Below are 14,991 nucleotides of genomic sequence, written 5' to 3'. Positions count from 1 at the left end.
CACCGCGACCGGCATCGGCGCGGGCGCGCTCGGCGCGGTCGCCGCGGTCGGCACGCTCGGGCCGCTGGGCGCGGGCATCCGCCTGGGTGAGCAGCAGGGGCGTCTCGCCCTGGGCGACGACGGCGAGGGCCGCGGCCACGTCGGCCTCGGGCACGTCGTGGTGTGCGACGTAGTGGCCGATGATGTCGCGGAAGGCGCTGATCCGGTCGGACTGGCTGAGAGCCTCGGTGATCGCATCGTCGAAGCGGGCCAGACGGGTGACGTTCACGTCTTCGAAGCTCGGCAGCTGCATCTGCGTCAGCGGCTGGCGGGTCGCCCTCTCGATCGCGTTGAGCAGGTGGCGCTCGCGGGGCGTGACGAAGCTGATCGCGGCGCCGCTGCGGCCCGCACGGCCGGTGCGGCCGATGCGGTGCACGTACGACTCGGTGTCGATCGGGATGTCGTAGTTGACGACGTGGCTGATTCGATCCACGTCGAGGCCGCGGGCGGCGACATCCGTTGCGACCAGGATGTCGAGCTTGCCGGACTTGAGCTGGTTGACCGTGCGCTCACGCTGCACCTGGGCGACGTCGCCGTTGATGGCCGCGGCCGAGTAGCCACGTGCGCGGAGCTTCTCGGCGAGTAGTTCCGTCTCGTTCTTGGTACGGGTGAACACGATCATGCCCTCGAAGTTCTCCACCTCGAGGATGCGGGTGAGCGCGTCGACCTTCTGCGGGTACGACACCATCAGATAGCGCTGGGTCGTGTTCACGGAGGTCGTGGTCTTGTTCTTGATCGTGATCTCTTCGGGGTCGTTCAGGTACTTCTTCGAGATCCGTCGGATCTGCGCGGGCATGGTCGCCGAGAACAGGGCGACCTGCTTGTCCTCCGGGGTGTCGGCCAGGATCGTCTCGACGTCTTCGGCGAAGCCCATCTTCAGCATCTCGTCGGCCTCGTCGAGCACCAGGTACTTCAGCTGCGACAGGTCGAGCGTGCCCTTCTCGAGGTGGTCCATGATGCGGCCGGGCGTGCCGACGACGATGTGCACCCCGCGGCGCAGCGCGGAGAGCTGCACGCCGTAGCCCTGGCCGCCGTAGACGGGGAGCACGTGCACGCCCCGCATGTGGGCGGCGTACTTCTCGAATGCCTCGCAGACCTGCAGGGCGAGCTCACGGGTCGGGGAGAGCACGAGTGCCTGCGGGGTCTTCTGCGCCAGGTCGAGGCGCGACAGGATCGGGAGGGCGAACGCGGCCGTCTTGCCGGTTCCGGTCTGGGCGAGGCCCACCACGTCGCGCCCCGCGAGAAGCGGGGGGATGGTGGCGGCCTGGATGGCGGAGGGAGTCTCGTACCCGACGTCCTTGAGGGCCTTGAGCATTGAATCTCCGAGCCCAAGGTCGGCGAAGGTCTTCGTTACGCGGGCAGTCTCTGCCTCGCTGGTGTCAGGGGTGTGCATATTACAACGGTAGTCGACGTGGGCGCCCTGTTCGTCTACCCTGTCCAAGCCGCGGGGTGAATCGCGGGAGGATATGAGAATGTCGAATATCGAACAACAGTCCTGGGTGAAGAATTACCAGCCGGGCGTCCCGGCCGAAATCGACCTCCCCGAGGAGTCGCTCGTGGCCATGCTGGAGCGTTCCGTGGCCGAGGCCGGCAGCCATCCGGCGCTGGAGTTCTTCGGCCGCCGCACCAGCTACACCGAGCTCGGCGACCAGATCGACCGGGCGGCGGAGGGCCTGCGCGGCCTCGGAGTGCGGGCGGAGGACCGTGTGGCCCTGCTCCTGCCGAACTGCCCCCAGCACGTTGTCGCCTTCTACGCGGTGCTGCGCCTGGGCGCCGTCGTGGTGGAGCACAACCCGCTCTACACCGCCCGGGAGCTGCGCCACCAGTTCGAGGACCACCAGGCCCGCATCGTGATCGCCTGGGACAAGTCCGTCGCATCCATTCGCACCTTCCCCGCGGACATCGAGATCGACCACATCGTGTCCGTCAACCTCCTCGAGGCGTTCCCCGCGATCAAGCGCCTCGCCCTGCACCTGCCGGTGAAGAGCCTGCGCGAGTCCCGTGAGGCACTGACCGGGCCGGCCCCGAAAACGATCCCCTGGAAAGACCTGCTCAGCCACGGTCCGATCGATCCAGAGCACCCCCGGCCCGCGGTCACCGATCTCGCGGCCATCCAGTACACCTCCGGCACGACCGGCCAGCCCAAGGGCGCCATGCTGACCCATTTCAACTTGTACTCCAACGCCCTGCAGGGCGAGGCCTGGATGCAGGGGGCCGAGTACCGCAAGGAGATCTTCTACGCGATCCTGCCCATGTTCCACGCGTTCGGCATGACGCTCTACCTGACCTACGGCATCCGTAAGCAGGCCCTGCTGGTGCTGTTCCCCAAGTTCGACCCCAACCTGATCCTCGACGCCATGAAGAAGTCGCCTGCGACGGTCTACTGCGCGGTGCCGCCCATCTACGAGCGCACCGCCGTGGTCGCGAAAGAGCGCGGAATCTCGCTCCGTTCCTGCAAATACTGCATTTCCGGTGCGATGAACCTGCCCGACCACGTGGTCGAACTGTGGGAATCGGTGTCGGGCGGCCTGCTCGTGGAGGGCTACGGCATGACCGAATCCTCGCCGGTCGCGCTGGGCAACCCGTTCCACCCGACCCGGCGCACGGGCACGATCGGCGTGCCGTTCCCGTCCACCCGGATGAAGGTCGTCGACCTGGACGACCCCACCCGGGAGGTGCCGCAGGGCGAGCCGGGAGAGCTGCTCCTGAACGGCCCGCAGGTCTTCCAGGGCTATTGGAACAACCCGGAGGAAACCGCGAAGACGCTCCTGCCCGGCGGCTGGCTGCGCACCGGGGACATCGTGACCGTCGACGAAGACGGCTTCACCACGATCGTGGACCGCGCCAAGGAACTCGTCATCACCGGCGGTTTCAACGTCTCGCCCTCCGAGGTCGAGGCCGTGCTCCGCCTGCACGCGGATGTCGTCGACGCGGCCGTGTTCGGCAAGGCACTCGAACGCGGCGGGGAACTGGTCGTCGCCGCGGTCGAACTCAAACCGGGCGCCCGGCTCGACGAGGAGGCCCTGCGCGCGCACTGCCGCGAGCACCTCGCGGCGTACAAGATCCCACGGCGGATCGTACAGATCCAGGACATGCCGCGCTCGATGCTCGGCAAGATCCTGCGCAAGCAGGTGCGCGAGCAGGTGCTGCCGCAGCTCTGACGCTCTTGCCGAGGCCGCTCTACCGGAGGGTCGTCGCCAGCAGGGCGGCCCGGCGGAGACACCGGTCGCTGTCCCCGGCCCAGCGCTCGAGAACGATGTTCGCCCGGGTGCGACCGGACTGGTCGAGCCTTTCCAGCAGGGGAGCGACCACGTCGCGGGCGAGCGGATCGACCAGGGCAGGCAGACGTGCGCCGCGCACGAAGCCCTCGATCCGGGTCAGATCCGAGTTGTCCAGAACGAGCACGTTCGACTGCAGCAGCACGACTGCCGCGAGGCGGCGCTCGAACACCGGCACCGCCCACAGTTCAGAACTCAGCGCGGTGATGTCGTCGTGCGTCAGACCGGGATACCGGCGGGCGACATCGCGAATCGTGCCCCGCACCGCACCGACCGTCGCACCGTAGAACCGCAGGTCACTGCCCAGGCGGTCCTTCTCCGCCGCCGCCCGGTACGCATCCCCCTCGTTTCGGAGTGTCATGTCCACGAATTCGCCGGCGTCGCTCACTCCTTCATTCTCTCTCCGGCTTTCGGGCGAGCGAGCCGGGTGGGCGGCACGGCGTTGCAACGTACGCTTGTGATCAACGAAAGAGGAGTTCTCCATGAGGGTTGTTGTCACAGGCGGAAGCGGAAAACTCGGCCGGACGGTCGTGCAGCGGCTGATCGCCGAGGGCCACGAGGTGCTGAACCTCGACCGCGACGGCGACCGGAACCCCGGTCTGGTCGTCGTCGATCTGAAGGACTACGGCCAGGTCGTCGACGCGGTCCTCGGTGTCGACGACCGGCACACCGGGTTCGACGCCATCGTGCACCTGGGTGCGATCCCGGCACCTGGCCTGGTTCCCGACGTGGCCACGTTCCACAACAACATCCTCTCCACCTATAACGTGTTCCAGGCGGCCCGGCGGGCGGGCATCAAGAAGCTGGTCTACGCGTCCAGCGAGACCGTGCTCGGGCTGCCGTTCGACATCGCCCCGCCCTACCTTCCGGTGGACGAGGAATACTCGGCCCGGCCCGAGAGCACCTACTCGCTGGTGAAGCATCTCGAGGAGCAGATGGCGATCCAGCTCACCCGCTGGGACCCCGAGCTCAGCATCACGGCGCTGCGGTTCTCCAACGTGAAGGACCCGGAGGACTACGCGGCCTTCCCCGCCTTCGACGCCGACGCCACCCTGCGCAAATGGAACCTGTGGGGCTACATCGACGGCCGTGACGGCGCCCAGGCCGTGCTGCGGGCCCTGGAGAACGCGAAGCCGGGCTTCGAGGCATTCATCATCGCCGCGGCCGACACGGTGATGAGCCGGCCGAACGCCGAGCTGGCCGCCGAGGTCTTCCCGGGAGTCGACCTGCGGGAGGTCGGCGAGAACGTCACCCTGCTCTCGATCGACAAGGCCCGGCGGATGCTCGGCTACGCACCCGAGCACAGCTGGCGCGACCACGTCTGACTGAACGAATTCGACGGAGATTTTGCCCAAATCGGCCCTAATCGGGCTGAAATCGGGTTTTTACGGCAGAATCTCCGTCGAATTGGTTAGACGCGGCACCGCACGCTGTGCTGGAGCCACCCCAGTGATCGACGACTCTCAGGAGAGCGCCCGCACCACGTCCAGGCCGGAGCGGACCGCGCGAGAGACCCCGGCCGGATGCCCGTCCACACTGCCGAAGCCGTCACCCGCGACGAAGATACCCGGGTGGTCCTGGCTCTGATCAAACCCGGCGCCCGGCAGCGCGGCGACCGCATTCGCGTAACGCCAGCGCTTCAGCTCGGAGTCCACGGCGTGCGCACCGGGGAACAGCCGCTTCATCTCGACCAGCAGCGCCGAGTGGACGAAATTCGCGTCCAGGTTCCAGGTGGACTCGCTCCAGTGCGGGGTCGCGAAGACCTCCAGCCAGACCAGCCCCGAGTCGTCCCGCCGCCGAACGCGGATGGCGTCGACGAGTGTCGATTCGTGCGACGCCAGCTCGCCGCCCACATCCCCGCGCAGGACACACAGCAGCACGGCCCGCTTGTCGTAGCCGACCTCCGCCAGGGCCGCGCTGACCCTGAGGTGACTCGTGCGCAGAATCTGAACGCTCTGCGGAACCGGCGGAGTCAGCACGACCGCCTGGCAGATGACGGGGTCGCCGGACGCGTGGGGTACAACGCGGAGGAGCCCGGAGTCCGCCACCTCGATCTGCGTCACAAAGGTGCGCTGAAGCGTGGTGCCGGCCGCCCACGTGCGAGCCACATCGCCGGCGGATGCCGCGAATCGCCAGCGCGCGCCATGATCCGGTTCCGCAGCGAACTCGGCTTCGGTTCTGCGGGCGATCTCCCTCATCACGTGCGCATCGTGGGTGACGACCGTGTCGGCGGCGGGGTTGAGCAGCGCCCCGGCGAGGGGGCGGCTCGCCAGGCGTCCGCCCGGGCGCGATCCCTTGTCCAACAGCAGCACCGAACGTCCGTGCTCCTGCAGATTGTGGGCGATCGTGAGCCCGCATACCCCTGATCCGACCACGACAACGTCCCAAGTCCCCATCTCTGGAGGCTAATGCACGGGTGGCCCGTGCGCCGTCGACAGGCCCTAGACGCGTGCGCGCTGCAGCGCCTGGGTGATGCGGCTGGCCTCCTCGAGCAGCAGCTGGCCGAGGATCTCCCGCCGCTCCGCGGTGAAACGCCGCTCGATGCCCGTCAACGACAGAGCCCAGGCGGGTTGCCCGGAGCGGTCGAAGATGGCCGCCCCCATTCCCCAACTGCCCTCCAGGATCAACCCCGGGTTGACCGAGTAGCCGGTGATCCTGGTCTGTTCCAGATTGGCCCGGATGGCGGTGGGCGAGTGGTTCTGACCCCACCGATCGACGAAGGCGTCGTCCTGCACCAGGAGCTGCCCGACCTCGGACTCGGGCAGGTACGCCAGGATGGCCAGGCCCGCCGAGGCGACCCCGAGCGGCAGCCGCAGGCCCTCGTAGAGCACGAACGACCGGATGGGGAAGCTGCCCTCCTCGCGCAGCAGGCACACCGTCTCCGCGCCGCGCCGGATCGAGAGGAATGCGCTTTCGCCGGTTTCCTCCGCCAAACGGAGCAGGCTCGGCCGCGCCAGCTCCTCGATCGGGTAGCGGTGGGCGGCGACCGTTCCCATCACGAAGATCTCCGGCCCGTAGTGCCACGTGTGCGTGACCGGATCATGGTCGAGCAGGCCCTCGGCGGCCAGAGAACTGAGCAACCGGTGCACGGTGGGCCTGGTCAGCCCGGAGTCCCGCACGATCTCGGCCAGGGGAGTGCCGGCGGGATTGCGTCCGACGAGCTGCAGGAGCCTGGCGACGCGGGTGACCACCTGGGCGCCCTGCACCGGGACGGATTGATTGATTTTCATGCCGGTCATGCCTGGCTCCTGTCCATAATGTGGATGTTGTGCAGCCTAGTGATCACGGCGTGGATACACAATGAAATGGGCAGATCCGCCCTGATTGACAGCCGCCCGATCAGACCCCTAACATGACGGACAGACGCAGCGTCCATAAGGTGGATACGAACCGGATGCTCAACCCGATTGATCAACACGGATGCTCAACGAGGAGAATTCCATGACCAAGGTTCGGTCCAGCGCACATGACGCTCTCAGCGACGTCCTCCGGGACGGCATGGTCCTGGCGGTCGGCGGCTTCGGTCTTTGCGGCATCCCGGCCGACCTGATCGACGCCGTGCGGGCATCCGGGGTGAAGGATCTCACCGTCGTGTCCAATAATATGGGCGTCGACGGCAAGGGCCTCGGCGTTCTACTCGAGGCCGGCCAGGTGCGGCGGGTGATCGCCTCCTACGTGGGGGAGAACAAGCTCTTCGCCGAGCAGCTCATCGACGGCAGGCTGGAGGTGGAGTTCAGCCCGCAGGGCACCCTGGCCGAGCGGCTCCGCGCGGGCGGCGCCGGCATCCCGGCCTTCTACACGAAGACCGGCGTGGGCACCCTGATCGCCGAGGGCAAGCCGCTCGCCGACTTCGACGGCGAGACCTACCTCCAGGAGCGGGCGATCATCGCGGATGTCGCCCTCGTGCACGCCTATCGGGCCGACACCGCGGGCAATCTCGTCTACCGCTACACCGCCCGCAACTTCAACCCCGTGGTGGCGACGGCCGGCCGTCTGACGATCGCCGAGGCCGAGATCATCGTGCAGCCCGGCGAGATCGACCCTCACGACGTTGTCACCCCCGGGGTGTTCGTGCAGCGCCTGGTGCGGGCCTCGAATCGGGTCAAGGACATCGAACAGCGCACGGTGCGCCCGCGGCCCGTGACCGTGCCGGCCTGACGAACTCGCCGGGCACACAAGCACCAGCCACACACCGCACCGACCACACACCGACCGCAAGGAGCAAGACCATGGCATGGACGCGCGACGAAATGGCCGCAATCGCGGCCGAGGAACTCTCCGACGGCGACTACGTGAACCTGGGCATCGGCATCCCCACGCTCGTTGCCAACAACCTGCCCGATGGCGTGCAGGTGACCCTGCAGAGCGAGAACGGGCTGCTCGGCATGGGCCCGTTCCCGTTCGACGGCGAGGAAGACGCCGACCTCATCAACGCCGGCAAGCAGACCGTCACGGTGCAGCCCGGCGGCTCGATCTTCGACTCGTCGGCCTCGTTCGGCATGATCCGCGGCGGGCACATCAAGGTGGCCATTCTGGGTGCCATGCAGGTCTCCGGCCGCGGTGACCTGGCCAACTGGACCATCCCGGGAAAGATGGTCAAGGGCATGGGCGGCGCCATGGACCTCGTGGCGGGCACCCCCCGCGTGGTCGTGCTCACCGAGCACACGGCCAGGGACGGGTCGGCGAAGATCGTCAACGAATGCAGCCTCCCGCTGACCGGACTGAAGGTCGTCGACCGCATCATCTCCGACATCGCCGTCTTCGATGTGACGGATGCCGGACTCCTGCTGCGACGTCTGGCCCCCGGCGTCACCGTCGAGGAGGTCCGTGCGGCGACGGAGCCGGACTTCACCGTCGCGCCGGAGTCCGTCTAGTCTCGTAGCCATGACACCGGATGCCCTTGCCGAGTTCTGCCTGAGTCTTCCGCAGGCGACTGAGACGTTCCCCTTCGGTGAGGAGACAAGCGTGTTCAAGACCAGCGGCAACGGCAAGATCTTCGCCCTGAGCGCCCTCGCTGGCGAACCGCTCGCGGTCTCACTCAAGTGCGACCCGGAGGAGAGCCGTGCGCTCCGGGAGGAGTTCCCGCAGCAGATCACGCCGGGCTACCACCTCAACAAGAAGCACTGGATCACGATCGTGCTTGACGGGCAGATCGACGACGCCCTGGTCGAGCAACTGCTGCGGGACAGTCACGCCCTCGTCCGGCCGAAGGTGCCGCGGGGGAGAGAGATCTGAAGCCGGCGGTCACGCCACTGGCTGGGCGCCCTCGGTATCCAGGTCGGCCAGAGGCCCGCCGATCCGCAGGCCGACCCACGAAACGAGCGTCCAGCCATCCGTCGCTGAGCCGCTCAGTTCCACCACTCCCGTGTTCTCGAGGTCGTGCGAGCCCGCGAATCGGGGCGGCATGTTGAGGGTGCGGGCCGCGGTCCAGACCCGGATCGCCGCGCCGTGGCTGAAGACGGCGGCCGTCTCGACGTCGGCGGTGGCGGCCGCGATGTCGGCGTCGTACCGGGCGAAGAACGCGTGTCCGTCCGAGGCCCCCGGCATCCGGGCGTCGAGATCGCCGGCGCCCCAGGCGAAGACGGTCTGCATGTACGTGTGAACGGATGCCGGGTCGTTCAGCCCCTCGAGGGAGCCGGCCTCGATCTCGTGCAGCCCGGGGGACACCCGCACCTCGATGGACCGGTCGGCAGCCAGAGGCCGGGCCGTGAGTTGCGTGCGACGAAGGGTCGACGCGAAGATGGCGTCGACCGAGTCCAGCCGGAGCGTGTCCGGGATCACGGCGGCCTGCCGCGTGCCGAGCTCGGTCAGGCCCGGCCCCGGGTGGGAGGTGTCGAGCTGTCCGAGGACGTTGGCGGGCGTTTGGCCGTGGCGGATCAGGAAGAGTCGCATGTCGACTCCAGCATAGGTATCCGGGAGTGACAGCATGGGATGCAGACTGTGGATCAACGAGAGGGAGAACTTCGATGACGATCATCAAAATCAACGCGATCACCGTGCCGGGCGACAACGGTGACGAGCTGGCACGCCGGTTCGCCGCCCGAGCCGGGGCCGTCGACGACCGGCCCGGCTTCGAGGGATTCGAACTGCTGAGGCCCACGGATGACCGCCACACCTGGCTGGTCGTGACCCGCTGGGCCGATGAGGACTCCTTCCGGGCCTGGGTCAGCTCGCCGGCCTTCGGACACGGCCACCGCGCCGAGCCGGCCACGGAGGGCGAGCCCGCGGCGCGGCCGCCCGTCGGGATGAGCAGCGAGCTGTGGTCCTACGAGATTGCGGGCGGTTCCCCGGCCTGATCTGAGGTTCAAGGCCCACGGGTCGGGTATCGGTATCACTATGTCTAGCGACACTCTCTCATCGACAAGGAGATCCCCGCCATGACAGAGCAGTACCTTCCGCAGCCGTACCCGCCAGTCACGCCCGGTTACTCGCCGCCGCCGAAGTCGTTCGTGGCGACCTGGCTGTTCGCCTGGCTGCTCGGCTTCCTCGCCATCGACCGGTTCTACCTTGGCAAGGTCGGAACCGGCCTGCTGAAGCTGCTGACGGTGGGCGGCTTCGGGCTCTGGTGGCTGATCGACCTGATCCTCGTCCTGGCGGGCGCCCAGCGCGACAAACACGGCCGGCCACTGGCCGGGTACGCGGAGAACAAGACCGTCGCCTGGATCGTCACGGCGGCCGGGTTCGTGCTGTCCATGCTCTCCTCGGGCCTCGCCTCCTCGCTGAACTCCTAGGTTCGGCGTCTCAGGTGCCGGGCAGGTCCCCGGTCGAGACCGAACTGAGCAGCAGGCTGGTCTCGCTGTTCAGCACGCCCTCGATCGAGCGCACCTGCCCGAGCAGTCGGTCGAAGTCGGCCAGGGTGTCGGTGCGCAGCTCGGCGACCAGGTCCCAGCCGCCGTTCGTGGAGTGCAGGGCCTTCACCTCCGGATAGCCGCGCAGGGCGTGGATGACCTGGGCGATGGCCCGGACCTCCACCTCGATCAGCGTGATCGCCCGGATCGAATTGGGGTCCCGGTCCTCCCTGATCCTGACGCCGAACCCGACCACCGTGCCGGAGTCGGTGAGACGCTTGAGGCGGCTGTTGATCGTCGACCTCGTGACCCCGAGGTCGCGGGCCAGGCTGGCGACGGGCTCGCGGCCGTTCACGCGCAGGGCGGACAGGAGGCGGCGGTCGAGGTCGCCGAGGGGATACATTACCCAAAGTGTATATAAACACCGCACAGAGTGATCGATGAAGTGGTCAGATTGCGGCGATGAACCCATGGCGGCTGCACATCGCCTATGCATACGGTTGAAACCCTGATCGAGAGGAGCCGCACATGGTGCGATTTGTGGACGTGGGAAACATCAACCGGTGGGCAGCCGAAACCGGGGTGGAGCGCATCCTCACGGACATGGTCGAGTACATCGAGCGCGACTTCCGCCGCTGGCCCACGTTCGACAAGGCGCCGCGGGTGGCCAGCCATTCCCCGCTCGGCGTGATCGAACTCATGCCCACGAGCGACGGCGTCACGTACGGATTCAAGTACGTCAACGGACATCCGTCGAACCCGTCGCGCGGCCTGCAGACCGTCACCGCATTCGGCGTCCTCGCCGACGTGCAGAGCGGCTACCCCACGTTCTGGTCCGAGATGACCGTGCTCACGGCCTTCCGCACCGCCGCCACCTCGGCCATGGTCGCCCGCGCCCTGGCCCGGCCCGACTCGCAGACCATGGCGATGATCGGCACGGGCACGCAGTCCGAATTCCAGGCCCTGGCGTTCCGCGGCCTGCTCGGCATCAACCGGCTGCGCGTCTGGGACACCGATCCCGACGCCATCGCGAAGTTCGTGCGCAACCTGGCTCCGCTCGGTTTCGAGATCGTCGTCGCGGCCAGCGCCACGGATGCCGTGACCGGCGCCGACATCATCACCACCTGCACCGCGGACAAGGCGAACGCCACCGTGCTCACCGACGCCATGGTCGGCCCCGGAGTGCACATCAACGCGATCGGCGGGGACTGCCCGGGCAAGACCGAACTCGACGGCGCCATCCTGCACCGCTCGGACGTCTTCGTGGAGTTCACGGCGCAGACCCGGATCGAGGGCGAGATCCAGCAGATGCACCCCGAGTTCCCCGTCACCGAGATGTGGCAGGTCCTCCTCGGCCAGGCTTCTGGACGCACATCCGTTGATCAGATCACCGTCTTCGACTCGGTCGGTTTCGCCATCGAGGACTTCTCCGCGCTCCGCTTCCTGCAGGATGCCGTCGACCAGACCCGGTTCTACACCGACATCGACCTCGTGGCCGACCCCGACGACCCGAAGGACCTGTTCGGGCTCGTCACCGCCGGCGCGCCCGTTCTCGTCTGAGTCCGAGCCTGAGTCCGAATTCGAGTCTGAGCCGAGTCTGAGTCCGATGTCCGTACAGGCCCCGTCGGCCGTTCTGCTGATCCGACCTCATTTCTTCACGCCCAACCCGGAAACGGCGCACGACAACGCCTTCCAATCCGTCGATGCCGGGCACGATGCGGCCCTGATCGCCGAAGCCGCCTACGCCGAGGTGACCCGGGTGGCCGAGACTCTGGAGTCACGGGGCATCGTCGTGCACCTGTTCGACGACGACGGGCCCGGGCGGCCGGACAGCGTATTCCCGAACAATTGGATCTCCACCCACGCGGGCGGGCATGTGGCCCTGTACCCGATGCACGCGCCGAATCGCCGCACGGAACGCCGCGGCGACATCGTCGAGATGCTGAAACAGCGCTACCGGGTGCAGGACGTCGTCGACTATTCCGGGCTCGAACTCGACGACGTCTTCCTCGAGGGGACCGGGGCGATGGTGCTCGACCACGCGGGGCGGATCGCCTATGTGGCCCGGTCGCGCCGGGCGGACCCGATCGCGCTGGAGCGCTTCTGCACCAATTTCGGCTACGAACCGATCGTCTTCGACGCGGCCGACGAGAGCGGCCGGCCGATCTATCACACCAATGTCCTGATGTGCATCGCCACGGACTTCGCCCTGGTCGGGCTGGACCTGATCCAGTCGTCCTCGCGGCGCAGCCACGTCGTGGAACGACTCACCGCGCAGGACCGCGAGGTGATCGCCCTCGACCGGGAGCAGATCCGCAACTTCGCTGGCAACGCCATCGAGCTGCACGGCCCGGGCGGGCGGATGCTGGTGCTCTCGCGCCGCGCCCTCGACTGCCTCACCGCCGGGCAGCGCAGCGTGATCGAGCGCAGCTGCACGATTCTGCCCCTCGACGTGCCCACGATCGAGCTGGCGGGCGGCTCCATCCGCTGCATGCTCGCGGGGATCCACCTCGATCGGCGCGGTGCTCCGTCCCTGTCGGCCACGTCGCTCTCGACTGCCTCCCTCTCCACCCAGGCCGTCTCGCTGGCGGCCACGCCGCACGAGCGCAGTGCGTCACGGACGGAGCCGGGCCTGGCCGTGTGAGCGCGGATCGATCGGTTGCGCGGATCGGCCGTCGCTCGCGGCTCCCGCGTGGGTCCCCGAACCAATTCGACGGAGATTCTGCTGTAAAGAGGGCGTTTCGGTGGGTTTGGGGGCGTTTTGGGCAAAATCTCCGTCGAATTCGTCAGGGACGCGGCTGATCTGCCGGCAGCGATTACGCCGACCCGGCGCCCGTTCAGGCAACGCGAGTCTGGGTCGCGTGGGGCGCGTGGGTCGCGCGATCTCCTAGTCTCAAGGCATGGGGAAGAAGAGAAAGTCCGGTTCGCGCCTGCTGGTTCTGGTGGTGGTTGCCGGCCTGCTCGGGGTCGTCGCGCTGCAGGGGCCGGGACCGCTCGCTTCGGTGGCGGACACCTGGCTCCGAGGCTGGCAGAGCATCGGCGGCACGGGCTCCGGCAGCAACGACTCGAGCAGCACTCAGGTGGGAGACCCGGGCTCCGGTAGCACGGACTCTTCGGCCGCGGCCGGCGACCCGAGCGTGTCCCCGGCCGCGGTTCCGGGGAGACCGGCCAACGCGGTCGCCATGACCGTCGAGCATGTGCACGACGGTGACACCCTCTTTCTCAGCGCCGGTGCGCCCAACGACCTCGTGCCGAACACCGATGACGTCAAGGTGCGGCTGGTCGGACTCGACACTCCCGAGATCGGCGACGCCGCCGAATGCTTCGGCGCTGAGGCGAGAGCCCAGTTGGAGGCAATGCTGCCCGACGGCAGCACCGTCTGGGTCACGGCGGACCGGGATCCGACCGACCGGTACGGCCGCAGCCTGTTCTACCTGTGGACCGATGACGGGCGTTTCGTCAACTACGAACTCGTCGCCGCCGGTGCGGCCGAGTCGCTCATGATCGCCCCGAACGACGCTTATTACGGTCTCCTCCGAGCCGCCGAAGACTCCGCAGCGCTGGCCCGCGCCGGCATGTGGGCGGCCTGTTGAGGGGGCACGTTCAGACAAACCAACGGAATGAGGCGCGAGAGCGGATCTCCCGATCAGCGTGAGATCAACTGGCCAGACCGGCTGCGGAAGAGCACCGGTCAGCCACTCTTAACGGGAGTTTGCCAGCTTAACATGAGGATTTATCCAGAAAACGGGTGCATTTTTGCAGCTTCGCCCGGGCGGGTCCCCGCCTGAGGAAGTCGAACAAGAACCGTTGGCGCTTCACGCACGAGCGATTCGCTCCGTGGAAGTCATGCCTACCTCTGAATTTGAATTGTTCCTGTCCGCCATCACCGAGGAAACCGGCAGTCAAGTCGGTAACGACGAAGCCAGTGCCGATCAGGCCGGTGCAGACCAAGCCAGCGCCGACCATGGCGTCACCCGCCATGAGGAGACCCATCGGCGCAGAGGACGCCAGCGCCTGCTCGTTGCCGGTGCCGTTCTTGCGGTCGGGTCCATCCTGGGCACCGGTCTCGTCTGGCAGACCCTGTCGGCCCAGGCCGAGAGCGAGCGCGTCGCCGCCACGAAGGCACTGTCTGTGACCACCGGCGCCCATCCCGAGCAGACGTCCGGCTTCGCCGTCATCTTGCCGGCGCATGCGGCGTTTGCCGCGAGGAGCGTTCTCTCGGACGCCCAAATGGTGATGGAGGCGGGCCAGGGCAAGACGGACATCACGTCCCTCTCCAGCGCCGTCACCTCACTGGCCCATTACACCGTTCTCGAACCCGAGCGGGTCTTCGATCTCGTCGACCAGACCAGGGCCGAAACGGCGACTGTGCGGGCCTCCACGGCCGAGGTCGACCGGGTGGCCGCCGAGCAAGCCGCGAAGCAGGCCGCCGAGCTGGCCGCGAAGCAGGCCGCCGAACAGGCCGCCGCCGCGCAGGCCGCAGCGGCAGCCCAGGCCGCCGCTGCGGCTCAGGCTGCCGCTGACGCGCAGGCCGAGGTCGAGGTCGAGGCCGAGGCCGAGGCTGCGGCGAACGCTCCCGCTCCCGCTCCCGCTCCCGCACCCGCCCCGGCACCGTCAGCGCCGGCCAACCCCAGCGGAGCCCAGGCGATCGCCCGCGATCTGATGGCCGCGCAGTACGGCTGGGGCGCCGACCAGTTCGGTTGCCTCGTGAGCCTGTGGCAACGGGAATCAGGCTGGAACCTGAACGCCTACAACTCCTCGAGCGGTGCCACCGGCATCCCGCAGGCACTGCCCGGCAGCAAGATGGCCACGGCGGGCGCCGCTGGCAGACCAACCCAGCCACGCAGATCACCTGGGGCCTGAGCTACATCGCGGGCCGCTACGGC

The 14,991-nt window shown here is 67.9% G+C and carries 17 protein-coding genes; 11 read left to right on the top strand and 6 right to left on the bottom strand.

The annotated features are described in order from the left end of the window. The coding region (locus E3T37_RS08300) for a DEAD/DEAH box helicase (protein ID WP_134366323.1) at window positions 1-1,432 on the bottom strand (1,432 nt) is incomplete at its 3' end. Between the two features lie 79 nt (window positions 1,433-1,511). On the opposite strand from E3T37_RS08300, the gene E3T37_RS08295 reads away from it, so the two are divergent. Then, window positions 1,512-3,200, top strand: coding sequence for a long-chain-fatty-acid--CoA ligase (locus E3T37_RS08295; protein WP_134366322.1), 1,689 nt, complete (start codon window positions 1,512-1,514; stop codon window positions 3,198-3,200). A gap of 19 nt (window positions 3,201-3,219) precedes the next feature. On the opposite strand, the gene E3T37_RS08290 is transcribed toward E3T37_RS08295, so the two are convergent. Further along, window positions 3,220-3,705, bottom strand: a complete 486-nt coding sequence (locus E3T37_RS08290; protein WP_134366321.1) for a DNA alkylation repair protein — start codon at window positions 3,703-3,705, stop codon at window positions 3,220-3,222. 94 nt (window positions 3,706-3,799) lie between these two features. Between E3T37_RS08290 and E3T37_RS08285 the strand changes: the two genes are divergently transcribed. Beyond that, the gene (locus E3T37_RS08285) at window positions 3,800-4,642 is read left to right on the top strand and encodes an NAD(P)-dependent oxidoreductase (protein ID WP_134366320.1); all 843 of its coding nucleotides are present in this window, start codon (window positions 3,800-3,802) and stop codon (window positions 4,640-4,642) included. 138 nt (window positions 4,643-4,780) lie between these two features. On the opposite strand, the gene E3T37_RS08280 is transcribed toward E3T37_RS08285, so the two are convergent. Next, window positions 4,781-5,713 carry an FAD-dependent oxidoreductase gene (locus tag E3T37_RS08280; protein WP_134366319.1) on the bottom strand — a complete coding sequence of 311 codons (933 nt, stop codon included), beginning with the start codon at window positions 5,711-5,713 and terminating at the stop codon, window positions 4,781-4,783. A 45-nt stretch (window positions 5,714-5,758) separates the two neighbouring features. Further along, window positions 5,759-6,556, bottom strand: coding sequence for an IclR family transcriptional regulator (locus E3T37_RS08275; protein ID WP_241975755.1), 798 nt, complete (start codon window positions 6,554-6,556; stop codon window positions 5,759-5,761). 202 nt (window positions 6,557-6,758) lie between these two features. Here E3T37_RS08275 and E3T37_RS08270 point away from each other — a divergent pair, with 202 nt between their 5' ends. From E3T37_RS08270 to E3T37_RS08260, 3 genes are all read left to right on the top strand, one after another. Next, the gene (locus tag E3T37_RS08270; RefSeq protein ID WP_134366318.1) at window positions 6,759-7,475 is read left to right on the top strand and encodes a CoA transferase subunit A; all 717 of its coding nucleotides are present in this window, start codon (window positions 6,759-6,761) and stop codon (window positions 7,473-7,475) included. Window positions 7,476-7,546: 71 nt separating this feature from the next. Continuing rightward, window positions 7,547-8,191 carry a CoA transferase subunit B gene (locus tag E3T37_RS08265; RefSeq protein ID WP_134366317.1) on the top strand — a complete coding sequence of 215 codons (645 nt, stop codon included), beginning with the start codon at window positions 7,547-7,549 and terminating at the stop codon, window positions 8,189-8,191. 10 nt (window positions 8,192-8,201) lie between these two features. Further along, entirely contained in the window at window positions 8,202-8,552 is a 351-nt protein-coding gene (locus E3T37_RS08260) for an MmcQ/YjbR family DNA-binding protein (protein ID WP_134366316.1), read from the top strand. Between the two features lie 9 nt (window positions 8,553-8,561). Here the strand turns inward: E3T37_RS08260 and E3T37_RS08255 are convergent, their stop codons facing one another. Then, complete coding sequence (locus E3T37_RS08255; protein ID WP_338144967.1) at window positions 8,562-9,245, bottom strand: histidine phosphatase family protein; 684 nt, start codon at window positions 9,243-9,245, stop codon at window positions 8,562-8,564. A 38-nt stretch (window positions 9,246-9,283) separates the two neighbouring features. Between E3T37_RS08255 and E3T37_RS08250 the strand changes: the two genes are divergently transcribed. Then, complete coding sequence (locus tag E3T37_RS08250; protein ID WP_134366315.1) at window positions 9,284-9,613, top strand: antibiotic biosynthesis monooxygenase; 330 nt, start codon at window positions 9,284-9,286, stop codon at window positions 9,611-9,613. Between the two features lie 81 nt (window positions 9,614-9,694). After that, window positions 9,695-10,048 carry a TM2 domain-containing protein gene (locus E3T37_RS08245; RefSeq protein ID WP_134366314.1) on the top strand — a complete coding sequence of 118 codons (354 nt, stop codon included), beginning with the start codon at window positions 9,695-9,697 and terminating at the stop codon, window positions 10,046-10,048. Between the two features lie 10 nt (window positions 10,049-10,058). On the opposite strand, the gene E3T37_RS08240 is transcribed toward E3T37_RS08245, so the two are convergent. Continuing rightward, a complete protein-coding gene (locus E3T37_RS08240) occupies window positions 10,059-10,508 on the bottom strand; it encodes an Lrp/AsnC family transcriptional regulator (protein WP_134366313.1) in 450 nt (149 codons plus the stop codon). Window positions 10,509-10,633: 125 nt separating this feature from the next. Between E3T37_RS08240 and E3T37_RS08235 the strand changes: the two genes are divergently transcribed. From E3T37_RS08235 to E3T37_RS17360, 4 genes are all read left to right on the top strand, one after another. Further along, entirely contained in the window at window positions 10,634-11,665 is a 1,032-nt protein-coding gene (locus tag E3T37_RS08235; protein ID WP_134366312.1) for an ornithine cyclodeaminase, read from the top strand. 46 nt (window positions 11,666-11,711) lie between these two features. After that, window positions 11,712-12,749 (top strand): citrulline utilization hydrolase CtlX, encoded by a 1,038-nt coding sequence (ctlX, locus tag E3T37_RS08230; protein ID WP_198416009.1) that lies wholly within the window; start codon window positions 11,712-11,714, stop codon window positions 12,747-12,749. Between the two features lie 256 nt (window positions 12,750-13,005). Continuing rightward, window positions 13,006-13,698 carry a thermonuclease family protein gene (locus tag E3T37_RS08225; RefSeq protein WP_134366311.1) on the top strand — a complete coding sequence of 231 codons (693 nt, stop codon included), beginning with the start codon at window positions 13,006-13,008 and terminating at the stop codon, window positions 13,696-13,698. A 253-nt stretch (window positions 13,699-13,951) separates the two neighbouring features. Further along, window positions 13,952-14,968 carry a lytic transglycosylase domain-containing protein gene (locus tag E3T37_RS17360; protein ID WP_241994551.1) on the top strand — a complete coding sequence of 339 codons (1,017 nt, stop codon included), beginning with the start codon at window positions 13,952-13,954 and terminating at the stop codon, window positions 14,966-14,968. Window positions 14,969-14,991 lie beyond the last annotated feature (23 nt).

The sequence above is a fragment of the Cryobacterium sp. TMT2-10 genome, assembly GCF_004403075.1.
Classification (GTDB): Bacteria; Actinomycetota; Actinomycetes; order Actinomycetales; family Microbacteriaceae; genus Cryobacterium; species Cryobacterium shii.
This window is presented reverse-complemented; position numbering and strand designations above follow the sequence as displayed.